The organism is Rhodovastum atsumiense (assembly GCF_937425535.1).
GTDB lineage: Bacteria > Pseudomonadota > Alphaproteobacteria > Acetobacterales > Acetobacteraceae > Rhodovastum > Rhodovastum atsumiense.
On record NZ_OW485601.1, the window covers coordinates 3,267,554 to 3,292,837 of the forward strand.

Below are 25,284 nucleotides of genomic sequence, written 5' to 3' on the forward strand. Positions count from 1 at the left end.
TCCAAGGGCAAAGCCCTTGGTGGAGGTCCAGGAGGCGAAGCCTCCTGGCGGGTCCGGGGCAGCGCCCCGGCGGTGTCAGGTACGCAGCCCGATCATCGTGTAGAGCGGGCACCACCGGACCAGGGCGGTGCCCAGTGGCACGATGCCGATCAGGCCGAGCCAGCGCAGGTCGCCGGTACCCAGGGCCGCGAAGGCCAGCAGGGCGAGGCCGGCGACGATGCGGATCACGCGGTCGGTGGTGCCGATATTCTGGTTCATCGTGGGATCTCCGGTGTGATCAGGCGGACGTGCCGGCGGCGCGAGCCTTGAACTGGTCGAAGGCTTCCAGGGCCTGGGCGGCGTACATCACCGAGGGACCTGCGCCCATGTAGATGGCCATGCCCATGGTTTCGAGCACTTCCTCGCGGGTCGCGCCCTGGCGCACCGCCGCCTCGGCGTGGAAGGCGACACAGGCGTCGCAGCGGGTTGCCACGGCGATGCCAAGCGCGATCAGCTCCTTGGTCTTCGTGTCGAGGGCCTTGGCTTCCAGCGCGGCGCGGGAGAGGGCGGAGAAGCCCTTCATCACGTCGGCGGCGCCGGTGCGCAGTTCGCGCAGCGGGGCCGACAGCCCGGCCGCCAGTTCGGGCCAGTTCTCGTGCATCGTCGGTCGTCCTTCCAGGCAGGAGGTGATGCCGGCGGCATGCCGCCGGCGGGAGTGGCCTGGACCTCGTTTAATCAAATTTGAGGAAATTTTCAAGTAACTATCCGGACGGCATTTTCATCTTGCCGGCCGAGCTATTTCACAATATGTTCAAGTTTTATCGTCGCCCAACCGGCGTTGTCGCTGTTCCAGTCCGACGTGCCGCGTGACCCGGCCTGTACCGGCAGGGGGCATGCTCCCGAGGAAGTCCGCTGCCATGAACCACGTGCCCGCCGCGCCCGTTGCCGAGATGGAGGCCCATGCCGCTGCCGCCGAGGCATTCCTGCGCTCGATCGCCAACCGCCACCGGCTGATGGTGCTGTGCACGCTGATCGAGGGCGAGGTGTCTGCCGGGGATCTCAGTCGCCGGCTGGGGCTGACGCAGTCGAACCTGTCGCGGCATCTCGGCACGCTGCGCGAGGAAGGGCTGGTGGCGACGCGGCGGGAGGCGACCACGATCTACTACCGGATCGCTTCCGACCGCGTGCGCACCATCCTGCAGGTGCTCTACGACATGTTCTGCGCCGGCAAGCCCGGCTGCTAAGCGGCCTGCCGCGCCGGCAGCATGCGGCGCAGCACCCCGTCGCGCATGACCAGGTGGTGGTACAGCGCCGCCGCGAAATGCCCCGCCACCAGGGTCGCCAGCAGATACGCCAGCACCTCGTGCGTCCCGTGCCAGAGCCCGCCGCCGGGCACGGTGAAGGGGGCGGGGATGGAGACGCCGCCGAGTAGCGCCACGTCGCGCCCGCGCGACCAGGGCATCATCAGGCCGGTCACCGGCATGGCGACGAGGATGCTGATCAGGCTCAGATGCATCGCATCGCGGACGCGGCCCATCAGGCCGGGCTCGCCGGGCAGGTGGTCGCGCGCCGCCAGCCGCCACAGCACGCGCAGGGCGGCCAGGGTCAGGATGGTGACGCCCAGGGTGAAGTGGATGCTGACCGGGGTGGCGCGCAGCTCGCGTGGGATGTCCTCCAGCACGATCCCCAGGCCCCAGGCGGCGATCACCAGGATGACGGTGCCCCAGTGCAGGGCGCGGGTGACGACGCCGTAGCGCTCCGTCGCGACGGGAGGCGGAACTGACATGAAGGACTCTCCTTTTAGCTCTCTGGGCGGATCGTTCCACCGCGTGGCGCACCCTGGCCGTTCCTGGCTGAACCGGGCCTGAGCGAATTGTTCAGCTTCAGTTCATCTCGGCCCGGCGCCTGCCACCGGAGGCGTCCGGCCGCGTTGACAGCGGATCCTGTTGGGGGCGACCTCCATGCCTGATCATCGTTCCGTCCGGCCCGCCTGTCCTGGCGGGTCTACCAGCCCCAACCTGGCGGCGAAGCAGGCCCCGCCGATGGGTCACAGTCGGGTGTGGGGTTGGATTCGCCCTGCTGTGGGCAACGGCATTCTGCCAGTGTCTGGTGCCCCGCCCATGCATGTTGCCATATTGCAGACTGAGACCTGACCGGGAGCCGGCAGCAGATCATCGTGCGCACACGGCATCGCCTTCCTTTCTCCGCAACATCGTCCAGCCCCAATGAGCGGCCCACGGGCGAACGATGCGGTTGACCGGGCCCGCGCCCCCCGGGTCGCCCGATCCGTTCAGCTTTTCCGGCGGCGAGATGGGGAGCCTGATCCGGGCCAAGGGGTGGCAGGCCACCACGCCGGGCGCGATCGCGCGCTGGCCGGCGACGTTGCGCACCACCGTGGAGATCATGCTCGGCTCCCGCTACGCCATGTGGATGGGCTGGGGGAAGGAGCTGACCTTCTTCTACAACGACGCCTATCGTCCCACGCTCGGGGTGAAGCATCCCTGGGCGCTCGGCTCGCCGGCGCGCGAGGTCTGGGCGGAGATCTGGGACACCATCGGCCCGCGCATCGACCATGTGCTGCGCACCGGCGAGGCTACCTATGACGAGGGCCTGCGGCTGATCCTGGAGCGCTCGGGCTTTCCCGAGGAGACCTTCCACACCTTCTCCTACAGCCCCTTGCCGGATGGGGCGGGCGGCGTGGGCGGCATGCTCTGCGTGGTCACCGAGGACACGCGGCGCGTCATCGGCGAACGCCGCCTGGCGCTGCTGCGCGAACTCGGCGCGCGCGCGCTCGGCATGCGCTCGCCGGAGGCGTTCTTTGGGGTGCTGGCGGAATGCCTCGGCGAGCGCAACCCGGACCTGCCGTTCAGCCTGGTCTACACGCTCGCCCCGGATGGCAAGGCGGCGACGCTCGCTTGCTGCAGCGGCATCGGCCGCGACCATCCGGCCGCGCCGGCCACGATCGCGCTCGCGGACGGGGGCGGCGGGCCGTGGGAGCTGGCCGAGGTGCTGGCACGGGGCAGAGGCGTGGAGGTCGATGACCTCAGCGCCCGGTTCCGCGACCTGCCGGGCGGGCCGTGGCGCAAGCCGCCGGCGCGTGCGCTGGTGCTGCCGATCGCCCAGCAGGGCCAGTCCCGCTGCGCCGGCTTCCTGGTCGCGGCACTCAACCCGTACCGTCCGCTGGACGAGGAGTATCGCGGCTTCATCGAGCTGCTGGCCGGGCAGGTCGCCGCCGGGCTCGCCGATGCGCGCGCCTATGCGGAAGAACGCCGCCGCGCCGAGGCGCTGGCCGAGCTGGACCGGGCCAAGACCACGTTCTTCTCCAATGTCAGCCACGAGTTCCGCACGCCGCTGACGCTGATGCTCGGCCCGATCGAGGAAGTGCTGGCCACCGATGCGGCCGGATCGGCGCGGCCCCTGCTGGAGCTGGCCCACCGCAACGGCCTGCGCCTGCTGCGGCTGGTCAACACCCTGCTCGATTTCTCGCGCGTCGAGGCCGGCCGCGTGCAGGCGAGCTACGAGCCGGTCGAGCTGGGCACGCTGACCGCCTCGCTCGCCGCCAATTTCCGCTCGGCCTGCGAGCGCGCCGGGCTGGGGCTGGAGGTGGATTGCCCGCGCCTGCCCGAGCCGGTCTTCGTCGACCGCGACATGTGGGAGAAGATCGTCCTCAACCTGCTCTCCAACGCGTTCAAGTTCACCCTTGCCGGCGGCATCGCCGTGTCGCTGCGCTGGGACGGGCAGGGGGCGGAGCTGGCGGTGCGCGACAGCGGCATCGGCATTCCCGAGGCCGAGCTGCCGCGGCTGTTCGAGCGCTTCCACCGCGTCGAGGGCGCGGCCGGGCGGACCATGGAGGGCAGCGGCATCGGGCTCGCGCTGGTGCAGGAACTGGTGCGGCTGCATGGCGGCGGCATCACCGTGGAGAGCACGCCCGGACGCGGCAGCACCTTCCGGGTGACCATCCCGGCCGGCACGGCGCACCTGCCGGCCGAGCGGATCGGCGCGCGGCGCAGCCAGGTCTCCACGGCGATGCAGGCGGACGCCTTCGTCGAGGAGGCGCTGCGCTGGCTGCCGGCGGCGGCGGGGGAGGCCCTGCCGGCGCGCAACGGGCCTGGCTGGGTGGTGCTGCCCGAGGCCGGGCCGCCGGAGGAAGAAGAAGTGCGCGGCCCGCGCCCGCGCGTGCTGCTGGCCGACGACAACGCCGATGTGCGCGACTACCTGCGCCGGCTGCTGGAAGGGCGCTACGAGGTGGCGGCGGTGCCCGACGGCGCGGCGGCGCTGGCGGTGGCGGAGGCGGATCCGCCCGATCTTGTGCTGACCGACGTCATGATGCCGCGCCTCGACGGCTTCGGCCTTTTGCGGGCGCTGCGTGCGCGGCCGCGCACGCGCGACCTGCCGGTGATCATGCTCTCGGCCCGCGCCGGGGAAGAGGCGCGCATCGACGGGCTGGAGGCGGGGGCGGACGACTACTTGGCCAAGCCGTTCTCGGCGCGCGAACTGCTGGCCCGCGTGCGCGCCAATCTGGAACTCGCGCGGATCCGGCGGGAGGCCTCGGCGGAGCTGCGCGCCTGGCGCGGTCGCTACGAGGCGGCGGTGCGTGCCTCCGGCCATGTCCTGTTCGACTGGGACGCCGAGACCGAGACGGCGGTGTTCGGCGACGAGCTGGAGCGCATCCTGGGCTGGCGCGCCCAGGAGCTGGGGGAGAAGCCGCAATTGCGCGAGCTGATCCATCCCGAGGACCGCGCGGCGCTGCGGGCAACGGTGGCGCATGCCGCCGTGACCGGCGAGCCGTTCCGTCACGAATGCCGGCTGCGCCACCGCGACGGCGTTTGGCTGGACGCGGAGGTGCACGGCAATTTCGTGCGGGACCCGTTGCGGCGCGGCCGGCACATGGTGGGGTTCATCCGCGACGTCACCGAGCGCAAGCGGGCGGAGGCCCGCCAGCGCCTGCTGATCGACGAGCTGAACCACCGGGTGAAGAACACGCTGGCGGCGGTGCAGTCGATCGCGACGCAGACCCTGCGCAGCCGGGATCCGGCCGTCCCCCCCGGGGAGAGCTTCATCAGCCGGTTGATGAGCCTCGCGCAGACGCATGACCTGCTGACCCGCACCTGCTGGGAGGGGGCGACGCTGCGCGACCTGTTGCAGGGCAAGCTGGCGCCCTGGTGCGGCCGCGCCGGCGCCGCGCGCGTGGCCTGTCGCGGGCCGCATGTGCGGCTGGGGCCGAAGGCGGTGCAGGCGCTCGGCATGGCCTTCCACGAGCTGGCCGCCAACGCTGCCACGCACGGTGCCCTCTCCAACGAGACCGGGCAGGTGGAGGTGTCGTGGACGATCGTGCCGGATGCGGAGGGGGAGCGCCAACTGCGCCTGCTGTGGGCGGAGACGGGTGGGCCCGTGCCGCGCCTGCCGGTGCGGCGCGGCTTCGGGGCGCGGCTGATCGAGGGGGGGCTGGCCAAGGAGTTACACGGAGAAGCACAGTTGCGCTTCGATTCCACCGGGCTGCGATGCATGATCGCGTTTCCGCTCGATCTTGCCGGGCAGGCCGCATGATGGAGAAGCCGTAATGGGGGAGTCCGCCGCGCCAGGGCGGTTGCGGGTGCTGTTGCTTGAGGACGAGACGCTGATCGCCATGCTCGCCGAGGACATCCTGATCGGCCTCGGTTGCGACGTGGTCGGGCCGGTGGCGACGGTGGCGGCGGCGTTGCGCCTGGTGGCGGCGGAGCGGATCGACGCGGCGGTGCTCGATGTCAATCTCGGCTATGGCGAGCGCGGCTATCCGGTGGCCGATGCGCTGGCGGAGCTGGGCGTGCCCTTCGCCTTCGTTACCGGCTATGGCCGGGACAGTATCGAGGCGCGGTTCCATGACCGGCCCTGGGTGCAGAAACCCTTCGGCGGCGAGGCACTGGCCGCGCTGCTGGGGACCCTGACCGGCCGCAGGATGACGCTCGACGGCGCCTGATCCGCCGTCCCCCGGTGCCGCATCAGCGCAGCAGGTTGCCGAAGCTGTAGCGCATCCCCAGCAGGACCGCGTGGTTGTTTTCCCCCGTGATCTTCATCATCGGGGTCGCGGTGCCGGCCATGCTGGTGAGGCGGGTCGCGAATTTCTGGTCCATGGGCAGGGCGGTGAAGCGGTACTCCGTGGTCAGGCTGAGGCTGTCCGTGATCGGGAAGGCCGCGCCGGTCATTCCCTGCAAGGCCAGGGAATCGACGCTGTCGTTCATCTCCAGCAGCAGCCCCTGCCCCGACAGCCGCACATCGTTCCAACGCGTGCGCATCCAGCCGATGCCGCCGCCGAGATACGGCACCATGCCGGACAGCCCGAGGCGGCTCACGTCGAAATCATAATAGAGATTCGCCATCACCCCGAGTTTCAGCTCGGTGCCCGTCGCGCGCGGCGAGCCGGCGAAGCCGTCGCTGCGGACGCTGGCTTCCAGCTCCGCGCGCAGACCGTCGCCGAACGCCTGGCCTGCCGCCACCGTGCCGGCGATGCCCGGTTCGAATCCCAGGTTGGTGCCGCGTCCCGAACCGGTGGCGGAGGGAAGCTGCACCCCCTGGATGGTGCGGTAGGTGACGAGGTTGGGGCCGATCTGCATGCTGATGAAACTGCCTGGCCTGGTTTGCCCGGAAGCCTCGGCAGACAGCGTGGCGGCGGTGAGGGCAAGGAGGACTCCGGTCCGGCGCATGGACACTCCAATTCCGCAGGATCGCGTTTCAATGTGACGGAAAATGTCTGCGATTGAATTGTATATTATCAAAATAAGTCAATGGTAGAAATCCGGCAATTGCCTGGCGGGCGCAAGAAAATAACCGCAATGACTCTGATTGTGTTGCGGCGGGGTGGTTCTGCCCGCGTCCGCCCGGCTGCCTGCAGACAGCAACCCGCCCGCGTCGGGGACGCGGGCGGGTGCGGCAGGCACGGTGCCCGCGGACCTGGGTCCGCGGGCCGATGGTCGGGCGGAGTGTCCGCTCAGACCGAGTAGTACATCTCGAACTCGACCGGGTGCGGGGTGTGCTCGAACTTGTACACCTCGGCCCACTTCAGCTCGATGTAGCTCTGGATCTGGTCGACCGAGAACACGTCGCCGGCGAGCAGGAACTCGTGGTCGGCTTCCAGCGCGCCGATCGCCTCGCGCAGGCTGCCGCACACCGTCGGGATGTCCTTCAGCTCTTCCGGCGGCAGGTCGTACAGGTCCTTGTCCATCGGGTCGCCCGGATGGATCTTGTTGCGGATGCCGTCGAGGCCGGCCATCAGCATCGCCGCGAAGGCGAGGTACGGATTGGCGGCGGCGTCGGGGAAGCGCACTTCGACGCGCTTGGCCTTCGGGTTGGTCGCATACGGGATGCGGCAGGAGGCCGAGCGGTTACGGGCCGAGTAGGCCAGCAGCACCGGCGCCTCGAAGCCCGGGATCAGGCGCTTGTAGCTGTTGGTGCTCGGGTTGGTGAAGGCGTTGATGGCCTTGGCGTGCTTGATGATGCCGCCGATGTAGTACAGCGCCGTCTCCGACAGGTCGGCGTAGCCGTTGCCCGCGAACAGGGGCTTGCCGGCCTTCCAGATCGACTGGTGGCAGTGCATGCCCGAGCCGTTGTCGCCATAGATCGGCTTCGGCATGAAGGTCGCGGTCTTGCCGTAGCTGTGCGCGACGTTGTGGATGACGTACTTGTAGATCTGGAGCTGGTCGGCCATCTGCACCATCGGGCCGAACTTCATGCCCAGCTCGTGCTGGGACTGCGCGACCTCGTGGTGGTGCTTCTCGATGGTCAGGCCCATCTCGCCCATGGTCGAGAGCATCTCGGCGCGCAGGTCGCTTTCCGAATCGACCGGCGGAACCGGGAAGTAGCCGCCCTTGACGACCGGGCGATGGCCCATGTTGCCTTCGGGGTAGTCCTTCAGGCTGGCCTGCGGGCCTTCCTGGCTGTCGAGCTGGTAGATGCCGTAGTTCGGGCCGGTGCCGAACTTGACGCTGTCGAAGACGAAGAATTCGGCTTCCGGGCCGAAGAAGACGGCGTCGCCGATGCCCGAGGAGGCAACGTACTGCTCGGCCTTCTTGGCGGTGCTGCGCGGGTCGCGGTTATAGGGCTGGCCGGTCGAGGGTTCGATGATGTCGCAGAAGATGATCAGCGACGGCTTGGCGGCGAACGGGTCCAGCACCGCGCTCGCGGCGTCCGGCATCAGGATCATGTCGGATTCGTTGATCGCCTTCCAGCCGGCGATCGAGGAGCCGTCGAACATGATGCCGTCGCGGAAGGCATCCTCGTCCATCGTCGAGACGTGCTGGGCGGTGTGCTGCCACTTGCCGCGGGGATCGGTGAAGCGCAGGTCGACGTATTCGACCGAGTGCTCCTTGATCAGCTCCAGTACCTTGGCGACGCCGTCTTCGCCAGTGTTCTTCACCATTCCTCAGTCCCTCGTCCACGCGCCGTTGGACGGCGCAGGGAGGCCGCCCCACGCGGCCCCCGTCAGCGGCCCCTTTACGTGCTTCGCGAAGGGGCCGAAAGCCGGTTTCTCAGTTTCCGTAGTGCCGTCGGTGGCCGGATCGTTCGCCGGGGAGAGTGGCACGCGGCCATCGTCCTGCGGCGGCGATCCATGTCAGATGGCGTCCTCGCCGCGCTCGCCGGTGCGGATGCGCACCACTTCCTCGATGGAGCTGACGAAGATCTTGCCGTCGCCGATGCGACCGGTGCGGGCGGCGTTGGTGATCGCCTCCACCGCGCGTTCCACGACGTCGTCCTCGCAGACCACCTCGACCTTCACCTTGGGCAGGAAATCCACCACGTATTCCGCCCCCCGATACAACTCGGTGTGGCCCTTCTGCCGGCCGAAACCCTTGGCCTCGACGACCGTGATGCCTTGCAGGCCGACCTCGTGCAGCGCCTCCTTCACCTCGTCCAGCTTGAACGGCTTGATGACCGCCTCGATCTTCTTCATGCACAACTGGCCCGGCGGACCGGGCCCCCTCCTACTGGATCGACCACCCCGTGGCTGCGGCGGCGGCGCCGAGTCAAGAGCCTTCGCTGCCGCCCGTCCTGACCAGAGGAGAGCGGTCGCGCAGGTTTGCACGAAGCGTGCCACCCGGCAACGGTGCCGTGGCGCCGGCTTTGCCACCGTCTTGGGCAGGCGCACCGCCCGCCTCTTGGGCGTGGCTGCCTGATTTCGGGGCAGGCGGGCGCGCATTGCGGCGCAGGCGTTGAAGCCGGGGGCAAGGCTGCGCATACTCTTCCCGTCCCATTCCCGGGCGCCGCTCCTTCCGGCCGGACGCGTCCCGTTCCGCCGGCCGGCGAGGAAAAATGCGGTGAAGTCGCCGAACGCCCTGCTTTCCGCTACCGGAACGACAATTTTCACCGTCATGTCGGCGCTCGCCGTGCAGCACCAGGCGATCAATCTCGGCCAGGGCTTCCCCGACACCGACGGGCCGGAGGACGTGGTCCGTGCCGCCGCCGAAGCGCTGCTGGACGGGCGCAACCAGTACCCGCCGATGACCGGCCTGCCGGAGCTGCGCGAGGCAGTCGCCGCCGCCAACGCCCGATTCTGGGGCATCCCGGTCGATCCGGCCAGTGAGGTGGTGGTGACCTCCGGCGCCACCGAGGCGATCACCGCCTGCCTGATGGCCCTGCTCGACCCGGGTGACGAGGTGGTGCTGATCGAGCCGCTGTACGACACCTACCTGCCGGTGGTACGGCTGCTCGGCGCCGTCCCGCGGCTGGTGCGGCTGCAGCCCCCATCCTGGGATCTACCGCGCGCCGAACTGGCCGCCGCCTTCGGCCCGAAGACCAAGGCGATCCTGCTGAACACCCCGATGAACCCGACCGGGAAGGTGTTCACCGCCGCCGAACTGGCCTTCATCGCCGAGCTGCTGCAGCGCCACGACGCCTATGCCGTCTGCGACGAGGTCTACGAGCACCTGACCTATGATGGCTGGCGCCACATCCCGCTGATGAGCCTGCCGGGCATGCGCGAGCGCTGCCTGCGGGTGGGCAGCGCCGGCAAGACCTTCTCCCTGACCGGCTGGAAGGTGGGCTACATCACCGCCTGCCGGGCGCTCGCGGGGGTGGCGGCCAAGGCCCACCAGAACCTGACCTTCACCACGCCCCCCAACCTGCAGCGGGCGGTCGCGCTCGGCCTGGGCAAGGAGGACGCCTATTTCCACGACCTCGCCGCCGGGCTTGCCGCCAAGCGCGACCTGCTGGCCGAGGGGCTGGCGCGGATCGGCTTCGGGGTGCTGCCGGTGCGGGGCAGCTACTTCGTGACCGTGGATTTCACCCCGCTCGGCTATAATGGCGACGACGTGGCGTTCTGCCGGCACATCACCGAACAGGCCGGCGTCACCGCCATCCCGGTCAGCGCCTTCTACGAAGGCAACGCCCCCGGCCACTACGCCCGCTTCGCCTTCTGCAAGCGCCCGGAGGTGCTGCAGGCCGCGCTGGACCGCCTGTCCCGGCATTTCGCCGGCAGCACGGCCATGACGAATGGCACGTTGACGGAGCGGGCACGTTCGGCGTAGACCCCGCCTCCACCGGGTATGGCGGGCGTAGCTCAGTTGGTAGAGCGCCAGGTTGTGGTCTTGGATGCCGTGGGTTCGAGTCCCATCGCTCGCCCCATCCCGGTCTTTCCCCTTTCGTCATGTGATGTAGGGCGGACGTAGTCCGCCAACGCAAGCCGGCGACCTTGCAGATGGTTGCAATGGCGCATGGCGCTTCGCTGATCCGCCCTACAGGCTCCCTTGCCAGTCAACGTGGCACGTGCATTGCTTTCCGCGGGGCTGGGATCGCCGTTGGGGAGAAAGACCATGGAACGCAGGAAACTGCTGATGTCGGCTGGTGCCCTCGCGCTGGCCGGTGCTGCGTCGCGACGCGCCGCTGCGGCCGAGGAGGTCGTGATTGGCGCAATCTACCCGATGAGCGGCAATGCCGCCCCGATCGGCAATGACGCCAAGGCCGCGCTGGAGGCCACCGCCGAGCTGATCAACGGGACGCACCCGCCGATTCCGATGCTGATGGGCAATGGCGGCGGGCTGCCGGCGCTGGGCGGGGCGAAGATCCGCGTGGTCATGGCCGACCACCAGAACGACCCGCAGAAGGCACGCGCCGAGGCCGAGCGCCTGATCACCCAGGAAAAGGTGCCGGTGCTGATCGGCAGCTACACCTCGGCCACCGCGGCGACCATCAGCCAGGTCGCCGAGCGCTATGAAGTGCCCTACATCTCGATGGACAATTCCTCGCCGAGCCTGCACCGGCGCGGCCTGAAATGGTATTTCCGCACCTCGCCCCACGACGAGATGTTCACCGAGGCGATGTTCGACTTCTTCCGTGATATCGGCAAGAAGACCGGCCGGCCGGTGAAATCGGTCGCATTGATCTACGAGGATTCGATCTTCGGCGTCGATTCCAGCAACGTGCAGCGCAAGCTGGCGCAGGAAGCCGGCATCCGGGTGGCCGCCGAGGTCAAGTACCGCGCCAATTCGCCCTCGCTGTCGACCGAGGCGCAGCGGCTGAAGGCGGCGGGCGCGGACGTGGTGATGCCGACCAGCTACACCAACGATGCCATCCTGATGTTGCGGGCGATGAACGAGATCGGCTACCACCCGCGTGCCATCATGGCCCAGGCTGCCGGCTTCCAGGAGCCCGATTTCATCAAGGCCTCGGGCGCGCTGGCGGAAGGCGTGTTCAGCCGGTCTTCCTACGCGGGCGACGCCGTCAAGGCCCGGCCGGCGATTCCCGCAGTGAACGCAGCTTATCGTGCCCGCAGCGGCAAGGACCTCAACGACAACACCGCGCGGCAGGTGACGTCGCTGCAGGTGCTCGCGGACGCCATCAACCGTGCCGGCGCGGCCAATCCGGCGGCGATCCGCAAGGCGCTGACCGAGACGGCGGTGCCGGGCGTGCAGCTCATCGTGCCCTGGAAGGGGGTGCGGTTCGACGAATCCGGCCAGAACGTGGAGGCAACCCCGGTGATCCAGCAGATCACCAGCGGCGTCTACCGCACCGTCTATCCGTTCGACATCGCCTCGGTCGAGGCGCAGTGGAACGTGGGCGGCTAGGGCACGGTGGATCCCAACATTCTGCTGCAGGCCGCGATCGGCGGCCTGCTGATGGGGCTGATCTATGCCCTGGTCGCCGCCGGGCTGAGCCTGATCTTCGGCCTGATGGACGTGGTGAACTTCGCGCATGGCGAGCTGCTGATGCTGGCCATGTACGCGGCCTTCGTGTTGTGGGAGTTGTCGGGCGTCGATCCGCTGCTGCTGCTGCCCGTCGTGGCGCTGCTGCTGTTCGGGGTGGGGATGACGCTGTACCGGGGGCTGATCGCCCGCGCCCTGTCGGTGCAGTTCAATCGCGGCATGGTGCAGATCTTCGTCACCTTCGGGCTGGCGATCTTCCTGCGCGGCCTGGCCCAGTTCGCCTTCGGCGGCGAGTTCCATTCCATCACTTCCGGGGTGGTGGCGGGCCGCACGCTGGCGGTGGGCGAGGTGTTCCTGCCCTTGCCGCAGGTGGCGGCGAGCCTCGTGTGCCTCGCCGCCTTCGGCGCGCTGCTGCTGATCAACCGCACCGAGTTCGGCCGCGCGCTGGAAGCGACGCGGGAAGACCGCGAGGCGGTGGCGCTGATCGGCATCGACCGTGACCGCATCTTCGCCCTCGGCTGGGGGCTGGGGGCGGCGGCGGTGGGCATCGCCGGGGTGATGCTGGCGACGTTCTATTACGTCTCGCCCAATGTCGGCGCCAATTTCGCGCTGATCGCCTATGTGACGGTGGCGCTCGGCGGCTTCGGCAGCCTCGCCGGTGCGCTGGTGGCGGGGCTGCTGATCGGGCAGGTGGAGGCGCTGACCGCGCTGCTGCTGGAGCCGTCGCTCAAGCAGGTGGGCATGTTCGCGATCTACCTTGTGGTACTGACGGTCCGCCCGCGCGGCCTGTTGGGGCGGATCTGATGGACAATGCCATCCTGCGGCGCCGCCGCGCCGAGCTGCTCGGCGGCGTCATCGTGCTGGCGGCCCTGGCGGTGCTGCCGCTGCCGATCGGCGACGTGTACACGCGGAACCTGATCATCATCACCCTGCTGTTCGCCGGGCTGGCGCAGGCCTGGAACATCCTGGGCGGGTATTGCGGCCAGATCAGCCTGGGGCATGCGCTGTATTTCGGCCTCGGCGCCTATGCCTCGACGCTGCTGTTCGTGCGACTCGGCGTGCCGCCGGTGTTCGGCATGGTCGTGGGCGGGGCGGTCGGCGGGCTGGGCGCGCTGCTGGTCGGCTGGCCCTGCTTCCGGCTCTCCGGCCATTATTACGCCATCGCCACCGTGGTGGTGGGCGAGATCGGCTGGCTGCTGTTCCTGAACTGGGACTTCGTCGGCGGGGCAACCGGGGTCTACGTGCCGTTCCAGGGCGAATCCTGGCTCGCTTTGCAGTTCCGCACCGCGAAGCTGCCGTACCATTACGTGGCGCTTGGCTTCCTGGCGCTGACCTGGATCGCCGCCTGGGTGATCGAGGGCTCGCGCTGGGGGTTTTCCTGGCGCGCGGTGAAGGACGACGTGACCGCGGCGCGCTCGCTCGGGGTGCGCATCTTCCCCTCCAAGATGGCGGCGGCGGCGATCAGCGGGTTCTTCACCGGCATGGGCGGGGCGATCTATGCCCAGTACGTCGGCTATATCGATCCGGACAGCGTCATGGCCGGCACGCTTTCGATCCTGATCCCGCTGCCGGCGGTGCTCGGTGGGGTGGGCACGCTGTGGGGGCCGCTGCTGGGGGCGGCGCTGCTGATCCCGCTGAGCGAGCTGTCGCGATCCTATCTCGGCGGCTCCGGCCGGGGCGTCGACCTGATGCTGTACGGCGCGCTGATCGTGCTGGTGGCGCTGGCGCGGCCGCAGGGCCTGGTCAGCCTGCTCGGCAGGCGAGGGGGAGGCGACGATGCCCGCGCTGCTTGAGGTCCGCGAACTCAGCAAGTCCTTCGGCGGCGTCGCCGCCAATGTCGATATCAGCTTCGATGTCGGGCAAGGCGAGATTCTCGGCCTGATCGGGCCGAACGGCGCGGGCAAGACTTCGCTGTTCAATTCGATCAGCGGCGAGGTCACGCCCGATCGTGGCGAGATCCGGCTGGAGGGCGTGCGCGTCTCCGGGCTCGGCCCGGTGGCCTGCGCGGCGCGGGGCATCGCCCGCACCTTCCAGGTGGTGCGCAGCTTCGATTCGATGACGGTGCTGGAAAACGTCATGGTCGGCGCCTTCGCCCGCGCCCGCCGCACCCGCGCGGCGATGGCGCTGGCCGAGGAGACGATCGATTTCTGCGGCCTGACCGGGCGCATCGACCGGCCCGCCTGGTCGCTCTCGCCGCCGGAGAAACGGCGGCTGGAAGTGGCGCGCGCGCTCGCTACCGGGCCGCGCCTGCTGCTGCTGGACGAGATGCTGACCGGGCTGACGCCGACCGAGGCGCAGGCCGGGGTGCAGCTGGTGCGCGACGTGCAGGCGCGCGGCGTCACCATCATCATGGTGGAACACGTGATGGAGGTGGTGCTGCCGCTGGTCTCCCGCGCGGTGGTGCTCAATCTCGGGCGGGTGCTGACCATCGGCTCGCCCGCCGAGATCGTGCGCAACCCCGAGGTCATCCGCGCCTATCTGGGAGAGAAATATGCTCCGGCTGCGTGACGTCTCGGCGAGCTACCGGGGGCTGAAGGCGCTGCAGGGCGTCGAGCTGGACGTGGCGAAGGGCGAGGTGGTGGCGGTGGTCGGCGCCAACGGCGCCGGCAAGTCGACGCTGCTGAAGGCGATCGCCGGGCAGGTCGCGACCAGCGGCGAGATCGCCTTCGAGGGGCAGGACCTGCGGAAGTTGCGCGCGCACGAGGTGGCGCGACTTGGCATCGGCCTGGTGCCGGAGGGGCGGCGGCTGTTCCCCCGCCTGTCGGTGGAGGACAATCTGCGGCTCGGCGCCTATGCGAAACGGGGCGATCCCGATCGGTTCCGGCCGCTTGAACTGGTGTTCTCCTTGTTTCCCCGGCTGCAGGAGCGGCTGCGCCAGCGGGCGGAGACGCTGTCGGGGGGCGAGCAGCAGATGCTGGCGATCGGCCGCGCGCTGATGACGCAGCCGCGGCTGCTGATGCTGGACGAGCCGAGCCAGGGCATCATGCCCAGGCTGGTCGACGACATCCTGGCCGCGGTCGGGCGCATCCGCGCGCTCGGCATGACCGTCCTGCTCGTGGAACAACGCCTCGCCGAGGCGCTGGAGATTGCCGATCGCGCCTATGTGCTGCAAACCGGGCGCGTGGTGATGGCGGGGCCGGCGCGTGACATCGCCGCCGATGCGGCGGTGCGGCGGGCCTACCTGGGATTGTAAGGACAGGAAAACGATGACCAACCGGTTGTCACGTCGTGGGCTCGCGACCGCCGCTGCCGCGGTTGCGGTGAGCGGCTTCTTCATCGGCCGCGCCCGGGCCGACGCGCCCGAGAGCACCTTCGAGCGGGTCACCCGCACAAAAGTGCTGCGCATCGCCGTGCTGCCCGGGGAGATGCCCTATTTCTTCCGGGATCTCGCCACCGGCGAGTGGACCGGCTCGGCGATCGAGATGGCGAAGAGCATCGCTTCCGTGTGGAACGCGAAGCTTGAATACGTGGAAAGCACCTACGGCAACTCGGTGCTCGACCTGCAGGCCAACAAGGTGGACCTTGCCTTCGCGCTGGCGCCGACGCCGCAACGGGCGCTGTCGATCGGCTTCACCCGGCCGGTGATCGTGCATCCCTATGGCGTGCTGGCCAAGAAGGGGTTCCTGCCCTCCAGCTGGGCCGACATCAACCGCCCGGATGTGCGCATTTCCTGCGACCTCGGCTCGACCAACGAGGTGGCGGCGCGCCGCTTCGCGCCGAAGGCCCAGATCACCGCCTATCGCAACCGCGACGAGGCGCTGCTGGCGCTGCAATCGGGGCGGGCGGACGTGAACGTGCTGGCGGCGATGCTGGCGCTGGCGGCGCTGGCCAAGAATCCCGGCCTGGGCAGCTTCCGCCTGCTGACCACGCCGCTGATCGCGCTGCCGAGCAGCCTGGGCGTGCAGCGCGAGCCGGACACCCGCTTCCGCGAGGTGGTGGATGCCTGGATCGACATGAACCGCGGCACCGGGCAGATCCGCGAATGGATGATCCAGGGCATCCTCAAGTCCGGCGCCCGGCCCGAGGACATCCCGCCCGAGCTGTCCTTCTGACCGCCCGGCCGGAGCGAGCCGATGCAGTACGAGTGGAGCTTCGGCTTCCTCTGGCGCTATCAGGCGCTGTTCGTCACCGGGATCGAGGTGACGCTGGCCTATACCTTCGGCACCATCCTGCTCGGGCTGGTGCTGGGGCTGCTGATCGGCATGGCGCGGCTGTCGCGCTCGCGGCTGGTCAACTGGCCGTTGATCGCCTTCATCGAGGCGTTCCGCTGCACCCCGCTGCTGGTGCAGATCGTGTGGTTCTACTACGCGCTGCCGGTGCTGCTGGGGGTGCAGATCCCCGCGGTGGTGGCCGCGGTGGCGGTGCTGTCCTGCTACACTGCGGCCTTCTACGCCGAGATCTTCCGGGGCGGCATCGTCTCGATCGAGCAGGGGCAGTGGGACGCGGCGCGGGCGCTCGGGCTGGGGCGGTGGCAGTTGATGCGGCTGGTGGTGCTGCCGCAGGCGATCCGGCGGATGGTACCGCCCTTCATGAACCAGTCGATCATCCAGTTGAAGAACACCTCGCTGGTCTCGGTCATCGCCGTGCCCGACCTGCTGTACCAGGGGCAACTGATCACCGCCGATACCTATCGTCCGCTGGAGACGTACACGATGGTGGCGGTGGTTTATTTCATTTTGCTGTTCCCGGCCACCTTGCTGGCGCAGTACTACGAGGGAAGGCTGGGCCGGGGGCCGAGGTAAAGGACCGGCCCGCTTCCGGTCGCGGCGGTCGCCGCCGTCGCGGCCGGGGAGGGCTGGTGTGAGGGGCCTTGTCCGGGCCTGCATTGTTTTGCAAGTGTATTGATATGCTTCCTTTCGGCCTTGAACCGAAGGGAGAATGAGTCGACCATGTCTGCGCGTGAACGGCACATGGCCCGGGTCCGGTTCGCCATGGTGTCCGGCGAGCGCTTGCCCCGTGTCCTGGCCAGAACGTGTGCAACGTCATCCCCCACACGGACATCCGGATGGCCCCGACCCCGCCACCATCCCCTGCCAGGAAGTACCTGTCGGCGCTTCTGGTGACACTGTCCCTGCTGCCGGGATGGCCTGGCAGCGCCGCTACCGGACATGGCCGGGCGGGGGCGGGGGGAATCGGACCGGTTCGTTTCTGTGTCGATCCGGACTGGGCGCCGTATGAGATCATCAACCAGGCTGGCATCCATGAAGGGATCGCCGCCGACCTGCTGAGGCTTGCCGCCGACCGCGCCGGCCTGAGGCTGCAGCTCGTGCCGACCCGGGACTGGGAGGACAGCATCGCCGCGTCCAGGCGCGGCGACTGCGACCTGCTCAGTTTCCTCAACCGGACGCCGAAGCGTGACGAATGGCTGGTCTTCACCGAACCGATCTTCATCGACACGAATGTCATCATCACCCGCGAAGAGCATCTCTACGTCGATGACCTGGCCGCCCTGTCCCACGAAACCATCGTGCTGCCGAAAGGAACTTCCATCGAGGAGGGCGTCCGGCGGGACTTCCCGAATCTGAGCGTCATCACCACCGAAAGCGAGGCCGATGCCTTCGCCATGGTGTCGGGCCGCAAGGCCGACATGACCATGCGGTCGCTGACGATCGCGGTCTACACCATCAAGAAGGAGGGCTGGTTCAACCTGAAGATCTCGGGGCAGGTGCCGGGCTACGAAAACCGGCTGCGGGTGGGCGTGCGCAAGGATCGCGCCGGCTTGCGCGATATCCTGAACCGGGGGATCGCGACCATCACGCCGCAGGAGCGCAACCAGATCGCCAACCGGCATGTGGCGATCAACGTGCATACCGGCATCGACTACGGGCTGATCCGCAACATCGTGCTGGCCTTCCTGGCGATCCTGTCGGGCGGCCTGGCCTGGGCGATGCGGCTGCGCCAGGCCAATGCCCGGCTGCGGCTCATGTCCCGGACGGATCGCCTGACGGAGCTGTGCAACCGGGCCGCGCTGGACGCCCTGCTCGGCGAGGAAATCGGGCGATGTGCGCGACAGGGACGTGCCCTTTCGGTCATCATGCTCGACCTCGACCATTTCAAGGCGGTCAACGACCGGTTCGGACACCTGATGGGCGACCGGGTTCTGGTTGCCTTCACGAAGATCATCAAGGCGACCATCCGGAAGACCGATACGGTGGGACGCTGGGGCGGCGAGGAGTTCCTGGTCCTGTGCCCCGGAACCGGCGCCGCCGAGGCACTGGCCATGGCGGACCATCTCTGCGCCGCGGTCCGGGGCCATGCCTTCGAGACGGGATGGCGGCACACGGTCAGCGCCGGTGTTTCGACCCTGCAGGGGAGCGATACCCGGGATGCCTTGTTGCACCGTGCCGACATGGCCCTGTACCGGGCCAAGAATGGAGGGCGCGACCGTGCCTGCGCCGCTGCCGGCGCGCCTGTGTTCATGTCGGCGCAGCATGGCCAGAATTGATGATGGTTGCCCGCCGTGGATATTTCGGGAGCAGATAATATAAGCAAATAAAAATACACCAATAGGTTGCGTTTTTCGTTGACATCTTGCCCGTTAATTGGCGATTCAGCGCCTGGACTTCGCAGGTGCGCGGATCGACCGGCATGGCGCTGGATCGGTTCATGTCCGCGGTCAGCCGTTCGCGAAGCGGGGGATGAGTTGCAGACCAAGCTGTCGCCACGGTGGATGGCATGAGCGATCTGGTGATCACGCCGGCCGGAGCCGCGCCCATGCCATTCCCGCAACAACAGGCCAGGCGGCCCGCCGTCGAAGAAGGGGGGCTGTCCTTCCGCGACGTGCTGTCGGCGCTCAACCCGCTGCAGTACGTTCCCGTGGCCGGCACGATCTACCGTGCCCTGACCGGGGACCAGATCCCGGAGGCGATGCGGCGGGTGGGGTCGATCGTCGTCAGCGGCCTGCTCGGCGGGCCGATCGGGGCTGCCATCAATCTTGCCACCGTGGCGGCGGAAAAGGCCGCCGGCATCGATCTCGACGGAGTCGGCCAGACCATCGTGGCCGCGCTGGATCCCACCGGCGCCCCCGCCACGGACGAGCCGGCGAACCGGTCCATGGAGACGGCGGCTGAGTCGAACGACCTTGCAGCGCCCTGGTCGGTGGCCCAGCTCGCGGCGTACGGGGTCAGTTCCGACAGCGACGGCATTCTGCGGCTCGGCAGGCTGAGCGGAGCGGACGTGCTGAATGATCTGCAGCTCTCGCGCATGCACGGAGAAACCGGCGTCGCCGGGGGCAGCGCCGCGCCGGTGATGGACGAGGGCGACCTGCCGGATTTCCGGATGGCGCAGACCGCCTACGAGCGGCTGTTCGGCTGAGCTTTGCCGATCCCGGCTTCACCCTCGCCAGGGTGAAGCCGGATGCGGCATGCGGGCTATGTCGGCAGTTGCACAGTCTTGAAGGCATTCCAGCCATCAGGCAGATGCTTCAGTGCCCGCGCGCGGCGCGCCTGCGCCCAGTTCGCCAGGGCAGCGATCGCGGGGGCGAGCGCGGCAACACGATCCTCGCCCAGTTCCTCGCCCATCCGCACCGCCATGGTGCCGTCGTTGAGGGCGCCGAGCTGTTCCTGCAGCGCCTTGCAGCCGCGCAGATACGCCTTCACCTGCTTGCGCCGGTGCAGCGGCGCCATGAACTCGATGCCGTAGCGGAGCTTCTTGAGCGATTTGCGCAGGGCGTGCAGCTCCTCCGCGGTGCGTCCGCGGATGTGCCGGCCACGCCGCAGCGCCTTGCGCGCGAGCCGCGCTTCCAGCAGGGGGGCGAGATCGGCCATCAGCAACTGCATCGCTTCCCGTGAGGGCGGGGCGGCGAGCGTCGCCGCGTCCTCGGCCCAGGCGGCCAGGCCGAGCACGAGCGAGGTGAAGGCCGGGCCGTTCAGCTCCGCCACCACCTCGCGATGGGCCTCGTCCCGCCGGGCTTCGGCCGGGCCGCGCAGCAGGTCGAGCAAGGAGGCGGGCACCCCGTCTTCCCCGGCCGCCACCAGGGTTTCCGCGCAGAACACGTCCCAGTCCCGCGCCTCGCCGAGGACCCTGCCGATGCGCCGCAGTTCCGCGGTGAAACGGGCCTCGGCATGCGGCTCGAGATGCGGGCGGAACAGGGCCAGCACGGCGCGCAGGCGACGGATCGCCACGCGCATGTGATGGATCCCCTCGATCTCGCCGATCAGCGCCGCGGGCTGGTTGGCCAGCAGATTGGCCAGGGAGGTGGCGACGATGTGGCGGAAGGCGACGGCGGCGGTGACGTCGGGTTCCAGCCGGATGTCCGGCTGCTTCACCGGGCCACGCGTCCGGCCGGTGCGCAGGCGCCAGCCGCGATCCGCCTTGCTTTCCGCCCCCAGCGTCAGTTGCAGGCTGCTTTGCAACGCCGTGGCGAGGCGATAGAGCGACGCGGCCGACCCATCCTTGAGTTCGAGCTCCAGTTCGCGCACCTCCTCGGTGGCCTCGCCCGCCCGGATGACCCCGAGATCCAGCGCGGCTTCGATGGTGGCATCGTCGATCCGGACGATGTAGGTGGTCCGCTGGATCTCGCTGGTGAAGACCGCCCCGAGTTCGTCGCGATGGCTCAGTTTCGTGCCAAGCGGCGTTTCGGCGAGGCAGCGCAGGTCGGGGACTTCCCCGTGCACCGGCCATTCCCATTCGGCCCGGCCGAACGCCGTCGCGGTGGCGCTGGGCAGCTTCAGGGTCTGCACGCGCTGCTCGCCGCGGCGACGCACGCGCAGCGAGGCGGCGCCCGCTCGCAGCCGGCAATCCGGCGTGTCGAAATAGGTGGTGACCTCGCTGCGCGTCTGCGGCGGCGTGGTGCCATCGGCGCGCAGGGCGGGATGATTCGCGAGCTCCGTCTCCGCCCCCGTGGGGACGCTGAACTTGATCTCCAGCTCGATCGGTTGGGACTGTTGCTCGTCGTTCATGGCAGGCCAACGCTCCGTGTCCGTGAACGATGCTTAGCCAATCCCTTGTAGGAACGAAACCTCGGCCGAGGCGCTTTTGTCGTGGCGGATGCCAGGGAGACGCGCCGGAAAGCTGTTTGCTTTCAGTTTTATGAACGCTACGCGTGGGCGAATCCTATGAGATTCATATGCCCGTCGCACGGGCTCCCTCTCGAATTCCTATGCGGTCCTGCCGAGCTTGGCGGGGTTCACCATTCGGGGGAATCCCATGCCTGACCTGCTGTTCATGGTCGCAGGCGTCGCCTTCCTGGTGCTTTGCTTTGGCTACGCCCTGGCCTGCAACGATCTGTAGGAAGACCGCGTCATGACACTCGACCATGTGTTGGCCGCGCTCGTCGCGACCGGCCTGTTCGTCTACCTGGTATGGGCGCTGCTGCGTCCCGAGCGGTTCTGAGCGCGCCATGACCCTCAACGGATGGGTTCAGATCGCGCTGTTCGGCGCGCTGGTGATTGCGTTGACCGCGCCTGTCGGGGCGTACCTCACCGCTGTCGTCGAGGGGCGCCGCACCCTGCTCTCGCCGGTGCTGGGGCCGTTGGAACGCGGGCTCTATGCCCTTGCCGGCATCGACCCGGCGCGCGAGCAGGGCTGGCTGGCCTATGCCGCCGCCATGCTGGCCTTCAAGGTCGCGGGCCTCGTCCTGCTTTATGCGCTGCTGCGCCTGCAGGACCTGCTGCCGTTCAATCCGGATGGGCAGTCTGCCGTGGCCCCGGATCTCGCCTTCAACACCGCCGTCAGCTTCCTGACCAACACCAACTGGCAGAGCTACGGCGGCGAGACGACGATGTCCTACTTTTCGCAGATGGCCGGGCTCACCGTGCAGAACTTCGTCTCGGCCGCCGCGGGCATCGCCATCGCGGTTGCCGTGGTGCGTGGCTTCGCCCGCCGCTCCGCCGCCACCATCGGCAATTTCTGGGCCGACCTGGTGCGCATCACGTTGTACGTGCTGCTGCCGCTCTCGCTGGTGATCGCGCTGGTGTTCGTCTGGCAGGGCGTGCCGCAGACGCTCGGCGGCGCGGTGGGCGCCACCACGCTGGAAGGGGCGAAGCAGGTCATCGCGCTCGGCCCGGTCGCCTCGCAGGAAGCGATCAAGATGCTCGGCACCAATGGCGGCGGTTTCTTCAACGCCAATTCCGCGCATCCCTTCGAGAACCCGACGGCGCTGACCAATCTGATCCAGATGCTCGCCATCTTCACGATCGGCGCTGGCCTGACCTCCATGTTCGGGCGCATGGTCGGCGACCGGCGCCAGGGCTGGGCGGTGTTCGCCGCCATGTTCGTGCTGTTCGCCGCCGGCGTGGCGGTCGCCTACTGGTCGGAGGCGCAGGGCAATCCGCTGCTGACCGCGCTCGGCGTCGATCCGGCGATGGGCAACATGGAAGGCAAGGAGGTGCGCTTCGGCACCGCGCTCTCGGCGCTGTTCGCCACCGTTACCACCGATGCCTCCTGCGGCGCGGTCAACGCCATGCACGAGAGCTTCCTGCCGCTCGGCGGCGCGGTGCCGCTGGTCAACATGATGCTGGGCGAGATCATCTTCGGTGGCGTCGGCTCCGGCCTGTATGGCTTCCTGCTGTTCGCCATCGTCGCCGTGTTCGTCGCCGGGCTGATGGTCGGCCGCACGCCGGAATATCTCGGCAAGAAGATCGAGGCGAAGGAGGTCAAGATGACCATGCTCGCCATCCTCTCCCTGCCACTGGCGATCCTCGGATTCACTGCCTTCGCCGTGGTGCTGCCCGGGGCCGCGGCCGCGATCTCCGCCCCCGGCCCGCACGGCTTCACCGAGGCGCTCTATGCCTATACCTCCGCCGCCGCCAACAACGGCAGCGCCTTCGCCGGGCTTTCGGCCAACACGCCGTGGTGGAACGTCACGCTTGCCTTCGGCATGCTGATCGGGCGCTTCTTCGTCATCATTCCGGCGCTGGCCATCGCCGGTTCGCTCGCCGCCAAGAAGACGCTGCCGCCATCCGCCGGCACCTTCCCCACGCATGGCCCGCTGTTCGTCGGCCTTGTCGTTGGTGTCATCCTGATCGTCGGCGGGCTGACCTTCTTCCCCGCCCTTGCCCTCGGTCCGCTGGTCGAGCACGTCGCGCTCGCCAGCGGCAGCCAGTTCTGAGGCCCCCGCCATGGATATCATGACCGATATCGATGCCGCGAAGCCGCCGCTGCGGCGTGACCGCGGCGCCGCCACGCTGCTTGATCCGGCGATCCTGGTGCCGGCGATCGGGCAGGCGTTCCGCAAGCTCGATCCGCGGCTGCTCTGGCGCAACCCGGTGATGTTCGTCGTCGCGGTGGTGGCGACGCTGACCACGCTGCTGCTGCTGCGTGACGCCGTCGCGGGACGGCCGGGGCTCGGCTTCGCGCTGCAGGTCAATCTGTGGCTCTGGTTCACCGTGCTGTTCGCGACCTTCGCCGAGGCGGTGGCCGAAGGCCGCGGCAAGGCGCAGGCGGCGACGCTGCGGCGCGCCCGCACCGAGACGCAGGCGAAGCGGCTGCTGCCCGGCAGCAGCGGCCAGTACGCCGCCACCGGGCTGTGGCAGCCGGTCCCGGCCCCGGAGCTGCGCCAGGGTGACATCGTGCTGGTCGAGGCCGGGGACATCATCCCGAGCGACGGCGAGGTCATCGAAGGCGTGGCCAGCGTCAACGAAGCCGCCATCACCGGCGAATCCGCGCCCGTCATCCGCGAGAGCGGCGGCGACCGCTCGGCCGTTACCGGCGGCACCCAGGTGCTGTCCGACTGGATCCGCGTGCGCATCACCGCCGCCCCCGGCAGCACCTTCCTCGACCGCATGATCGCGCTCGTGGAAGGCGCCGCGCGGCAGAAGACGCCGAACGAGATCGCGCTGAACATCCTGCTCGCCGGCATGACCCTGATCTTCGTGCTCGCGGTCGCCACCATTCCTTCCTTCGCCGCCTATGCCGGGGGCGAGATCCCCGTGCTGGTGCTGGTGGCGCTGTTCGTCACGCTGATCCCGACCACGATCGGCGCGCTGCTCTCGGCGATCGGCATCGCCGGCATGGATCGGCTGGTGCGCTTCAACGTGCTGGCGATGTCGGGGCGCGCGGTGGAGGCCGCGGGCGATGTGGATACGCTGCTGCTCGACAAGACCGGCACGATCACGCTCGGCAACCGCCAGGCCAGTGCCTTCGTGCCACTCTCCGGCGTGGATGCGCGCGAACTGGCCGATGCCGCGCAGCTCGCCTCGCTGTCGGACGAAACCCCCGAGGGGCGTTCCATCGTCGTGCTCGCCAAGGAGACGCATGGCCTGCGCGGGCGCGACATGGCGCCGCTGCACGCGACCTTCGTGCCGTTCTCGGCGCAGACGCGCATGAGCGGCGTCGATGTCGACGGGCGCAGCATCCGCAAGGGTGCGGTGGATGCCGTCATCGCCCATGTCACGGCGCCCGCTGCGGATGCGCTGCCGGTGCCGGAGGCAAGCCTGCGCGAGCTGCGCGCCATCGCCGAGCGGATCAGCAATGCCGGCGGCACGCCGCTCGCGGTGGCGGAGGGCCGGCGGCTGCTCGGCGTCATCCACCTCAAGGACATCGTCAAGGGCGGTATCCGCGAACGCTTCGCCGAGCTGCGGCGGATGGGCATCCGCACGGTGATGATCACCGGCGATAATCCGCTGACCGCCGCCGCCATCGCCGCCGAGGCCGGGGTGGATGATTTCCTCGCCCAGGCGACGCCGGAGGCAAAGCTCGGGCTGATCCGCAAGGAACAGGCGCAGGGCAAGCTGGTGGCGATGTGCGGCGACGGCACCAATGACGCGCCGGCGCTGGCGCAGGCCGATGTCGGGGTGGCGATGAACACCGGCACCATGGCCGCGCGCGAGGCCGGCAACATGGTCGATCTCGACAGCGACCCGACCAAGCTGATCGAGATCGTCGAGATCGGCAAGCAGTTGCTGATGACGCGCGGGGCGTTGACCACCTTCAGCATCGCCAACGACGTGGCCAAGTATTTCGCCATCATCCCGGCGATGTTCGTCGCCTTCTACCCGCAGCTGCAGGCGTTCAACGTCATGAAGCTGGCGACACCGGAGAGCGCCATCCTCTCGGCCATCATCTTCAATGCGCTGATCATCGTGGCGCTGATCCCGCTGTCGCTGCAGGGGGTGCGCTATCGCGCGGTCGGCGCGGCGGCGCTGCTGCGGCGCAACCTGCTGGTCTATGGGCTCGGCGGGCTGGTGGCGCCGTTCCTCGGCATCAAGCTGATCGACATGCTCGTCAGCGCCATCGGCCTCGCGTAAGGAGAGTC

General features: G+C 68.8%; 23 protein-coding genes and 1 tRNA gene. 17 read left to right on the forward strand and 7 right to left on the reverse strand.

Going from position 1 to position 25,284, the window contains the following annotated elements; all coding sequences use genetic code 11:
- Nucleotides 1–75: 75 nt before the first annotated feature.
- Together NBY65_RS14895 and NBY65_RS14900 are read right to left on the reverse strand one after the other, a co-directional pair.
- Nucleotides 76–258, reverse strand: coding sequence for a YgaP family membrane protein (locus NBY65_RS14895; RefSeq protein ID WP_150041675.1), 183 nt, complete (start codon nucleotides 256–258; stop codon nucleotides 76–78).
- 19 nt (nucleotides 259–277) lie between these two features.
- Complete coding sequence (locus NBY65_RS14900) at nucleotides 278–640, reverse strand: carboxymuconolactone decarboxylase family protein (RefSeq protein WP_150041676.1); 363 nt, start codon at nucleotides 638–640, stop codon at nucleotides 278–280.
- Between the two features lie 256 nt (nucleotides 641–896).
- Here NBY65_RS14900 and NBY65_RS14905 point away from each other — a divergent pair, with 256 nt between their 5' ends.
- A complete protein-coding gene (locus tag NBY65_RS14905; RefSeq protein ID WP_203330525.1) occupies nucleotides 897–1,223 on the forward strand; it encodes an ArsR/SmtB family transcription factor in 327 nt (108 codons plus the stop codon).
- Here the strand turns inward: NBY65_RS14905 and NBY65_RS14910 are convergent.
- Complete coding sequence (locus tag NBY65_RS14910; RefSeq protein ID WP_150041677.1) at nucleotides 1,220–1,765, reverse strand: cytochrome b; 546 nt, start codon at nucleotides 1,763–1,765, stop codon at nucleotides 1,220–1,222. The genes NBY65_RS14905 and NBY65_RS14910 overlap by 4 nt on opposite strands.
- A gap of 461 nt (nucleotides 1,766–2,226) precedes the next feature.
- Here NBY65_RS14910 and NBY65_RS14915 point away from each other — a divergent pair, with 461 nt between their 5' ends.
- Nucleotides 2,227–5,526, forward strand: coding sequence for an ATP-binding protein (locus NBY65_RS14915; RefSeq protein ID WP_162530619.1), 3,300 nt, complete (start codon nucleotides 2,227–2,229; stop codon nucleotides 5,524–5,526).
- Between the two features lie 13 nt (nucleotides 5,527–5,539).
- The gene (locus NBY65_RS14920; protein WP_150041678.1) at nucleotides 5,540–5,935 is read left to right on the forward strand and encodes a response regulator; all 396 of its coding nucleotides are present in this window, start codon (nucleotides 5,540–5,542) and stop codon (nucleotides 5,933–5,935) included.
- Nucleotides 5,936–5,957: 22 nt separating this feature from the next.
- Here NBY65_RS14920 and NBY65_RS14925 read toward each other — a convergent pair whose 3' ends face one another.
- The 3 genes from NBY65_RS14925 to NBY65_RS14935 form a co-directional block, all read right to left on the reverse strand.
- Nucleotides 5,958–6,659 (reverse strand): outer membrane protein, encoded by a 702-nt coding sequence (locus NBY65_RS14925; RefSeq protein WP_150041679.1) that lies wholly within the window; start codon nucleotides 6,657–6,659, stop codon nucleotides 5,958–5,960.
- A gap of 284 nt (nucleotides 6,660–6,943) precedes the next feature.
- Nucleotides 6,944–8,371: a type I glutamate--ammonia ligase gene (gene glnA / locus NBY65_RS14930; RefSeq protein WP_150041680.1), complete on the reverse strand. Its 1,428-nt coding sequence runs from the start codon at nucleotides 8,369–8,371 to the stop codon at nucleotides 6,944–6,946.
- A 192-nt stretch (nucleotides 8,372–8,563) separates the two neighbouring features.
- Nucleotides 8,564–8,902: a P-II family nitrogen regulator gene (locus tag NBY65_RS14935; RefSeq protein ID WP_150041681.1), complete on the reverse strand. Its 339-nt coding sequence runs from the start codon at nucleotides 8,900–8,902 to the stop codon at nucleotides 8,564–8,566.
- 364 nt (nucleotides 8,903–9,266) lie between these two features.
- On the opposite strand from NBY65_RS14935, the gene NBY65_RS14940 reads away from it, so the two are divergent.
- From NBY65_RS14940 to NBY65_RS14990, 11 genes are all read left to right on the forward strand, one after another.
- Nucleotides 9,267–10,475 carry an aminotransferase gene (locus NBY65_RS14940; protein ID WP_150041682.1) on the forward strand — a complete coding sequence of 403 codons (1,209 nt, stop codon included), beginning with the start codon at nucleotides 9,267–9,269 and terminating at the stop codon, nucleotides 10,473–10,475.
- A gap of 21 nt (nucleotides 10,476–10,496) precedes the next feature.
- Nucleotides 10,497–10,572 (forward strand) — tRNA-His (locus NBY65_RS14945).
- A 188-nt stretch (nucleotides 10,573–10,760) separates the two neighbouring features.
- Entirely contained in the window at nucleotides 10,761–12,011 is a 1,251-nt protein-coding gene (locus tag NBY65_RS14950; protein WP_150041683.1) for an ABC transporter substrate-binding protein, read from the forward strand.
- Nucleotides 12,012–12,017: 6 nt separating this feature from the next.
- Nucleotides 12,018–12,893 (forward strand): branched-chain amino acid ABC transporter permease, encoded by an 876-nt coding sequence (locus tag NBY65_RS14955; RefSeq protein ID WP_203330526.1) that lies wholly within the window; start codon nucleotides 12,018–12,020, stop codon nucleotides 12,891–12,893.
- Entirely contained in the window at nucleotides 12,893–13,882 is a 990-nt protein-coding gene (locus NBY65_RS14960) for a branched-chain amino acid ABC transporter permease (RefSeq protein WP_150041684.1), read from the forward strand. Before NBY65_RS14955 ends, NBY65_RS14960 begins: the two co-directional genes overlap by 1 nt.
- Complete coding sequence (locus NBY65_RS14965) at nucleotides 13,866–14,597, forward strand: ABC transporter ATP-binding protein (protein ID WP_150041685.1); 732 nt, start codon at nucleotides 13,866–13,868, stop codon at nucleotides 14,595–14,597. The genes NBY65_RS14960 and NBY65_RS14965 overlap by 17 nt, the downstream gene beginning before the upstream one ends.
- The gene (locus tag NBY65_RS14970; protein WP_250265677.1) at nucleotides 14,581–15,282 is read left to right on the forward strand and encodes an ABC transporter ATP-binding protein; all 702 of its coding nucleotides are present in this window, start codon (nucleotides 14,581–14,583) and stop codon (nucleotides 15,280–15,282) included. The genes NBY65_RS14965 and NBY65_RS14970 overlap by 17 nt, the downstream gene beginning before the upstream one ends.
- A gap of 13 nt (nucleotides 15,283–15,295) precedes the next feature.
- Nucleotides 15,296–16,141 (forward strand): transporter substrate-binding domain-containing protein, encoded by an 846-nt coding sequence (locus NBY65_RS14975; protein WP_150041687.1) that lies wholly within the window; start codon nucleotides 15,296–15,298, stop codon nucleotides 16,139–16,141.
- Between the two features lie 21 nt (nucleotides 16,142–16,162).
- Complete coding sequence (locus NBY65_RS14980; protein WP_150041688.1) at nucleotides 16,163–16,831, forward strand: amino acid ABC transporter permease; 669 nt, start codon at nucleotides 16,163–16,165, stop codon at nucleotides 16,829–16,831.
- 263 nt (nucleotides 16,832–17,094) lie between these two features.
- A complete protein-coding gene (locus NBY65_RS14985; protein ID WP_150041689.1) occupies nucleotides 17,095–18,534 on the forward strand; it encodes a diguanylate cyclase in 1,440 nt (479 codons plus the stop codon).
- A gap of 230 nt (nucleotides 18,535–18,764) precedes the next feature.
- Nucleotides 18,765–19,403 (forward strand): hypothetical protein, encoded by a 639-nt coding sequence (locus tag NBY65_RS14990; protein WP_150041690.1) that lies wholly within the window; start codon nucleotides 18,765–18,767, stop codon nucleotides 19,401–19,403.
- Nucleotides 19,404–19,459: 56 nt separating this feature from the next.
- Here NBY65_RS14990 and NBY65_RS14995 read toward each other — a convergent pair whose 3' ends face one another.
- Nucleotides 19,460–20,989, reverse strand: coding sequence for a CYTH and CHAD domain-containing protein (locus tag NBY65_RS14995; protein ID WP_150041691.1), 1,530 nt, complete (start codon nucleotides 20,987–20,989; stop codon nucleotides 19,460–19,462).
- A 343-nt stretch (nucleotides 20,990–21,332) separates the two neighbouring features.
- On the opposite strand from NBY65_RS14995, the gene NBY65_RS15000 reads away from it, so the two are divergent.
- From NBY65_RS15000 to kdpB, 3 genes are read left to right on the forward strand one after another with little or no spacing between them, the layout of a single operon-like run.
- Nucleotides 21,333–21,422, forward strand: coding sequence for a K(+)-transporting ATPase subunit F (locus NBY65_RS15000; RefSeq protein ID WP_150041692.1), 90 nt, complete (start codon nucleotides 21,333–21,335; stop codon nucleotides 21,420–21,422).
- A gap of 7 nt (nucleotides 21,423–21,429) precedes the next feature.
- Nucleotides 21,430–23,139 (forward strand): potassium-transporting ATPase subunit KdpA, encoded by a 1,710-nt coding sequence (gene kdpA, locus NBY65_RS15005; protein WP_150041693.1) that lies wholly within the window; start codon nucleotides 21,430–21,432, stop codon nucleotides 23,137–23,139.
- Nucleotides 23,140–23,158: 19 nt separating this feature from the next.
- On the forward strand, nucleotides 23,159–25,276 hold the full coding sequence (gene kdpB, locus NBY65_RS15010) for a potassium-transporting ATPase subunit KdpB (RefSeq protein ID WP_150041694.1): 2,118 nt from the start codon (nucleotides 23,159–23,161) through the stop codon (nucleotides 25,274–25,276).
- Nucleotides 25,277–25,284: the final 8 nt, after the last annotated feature.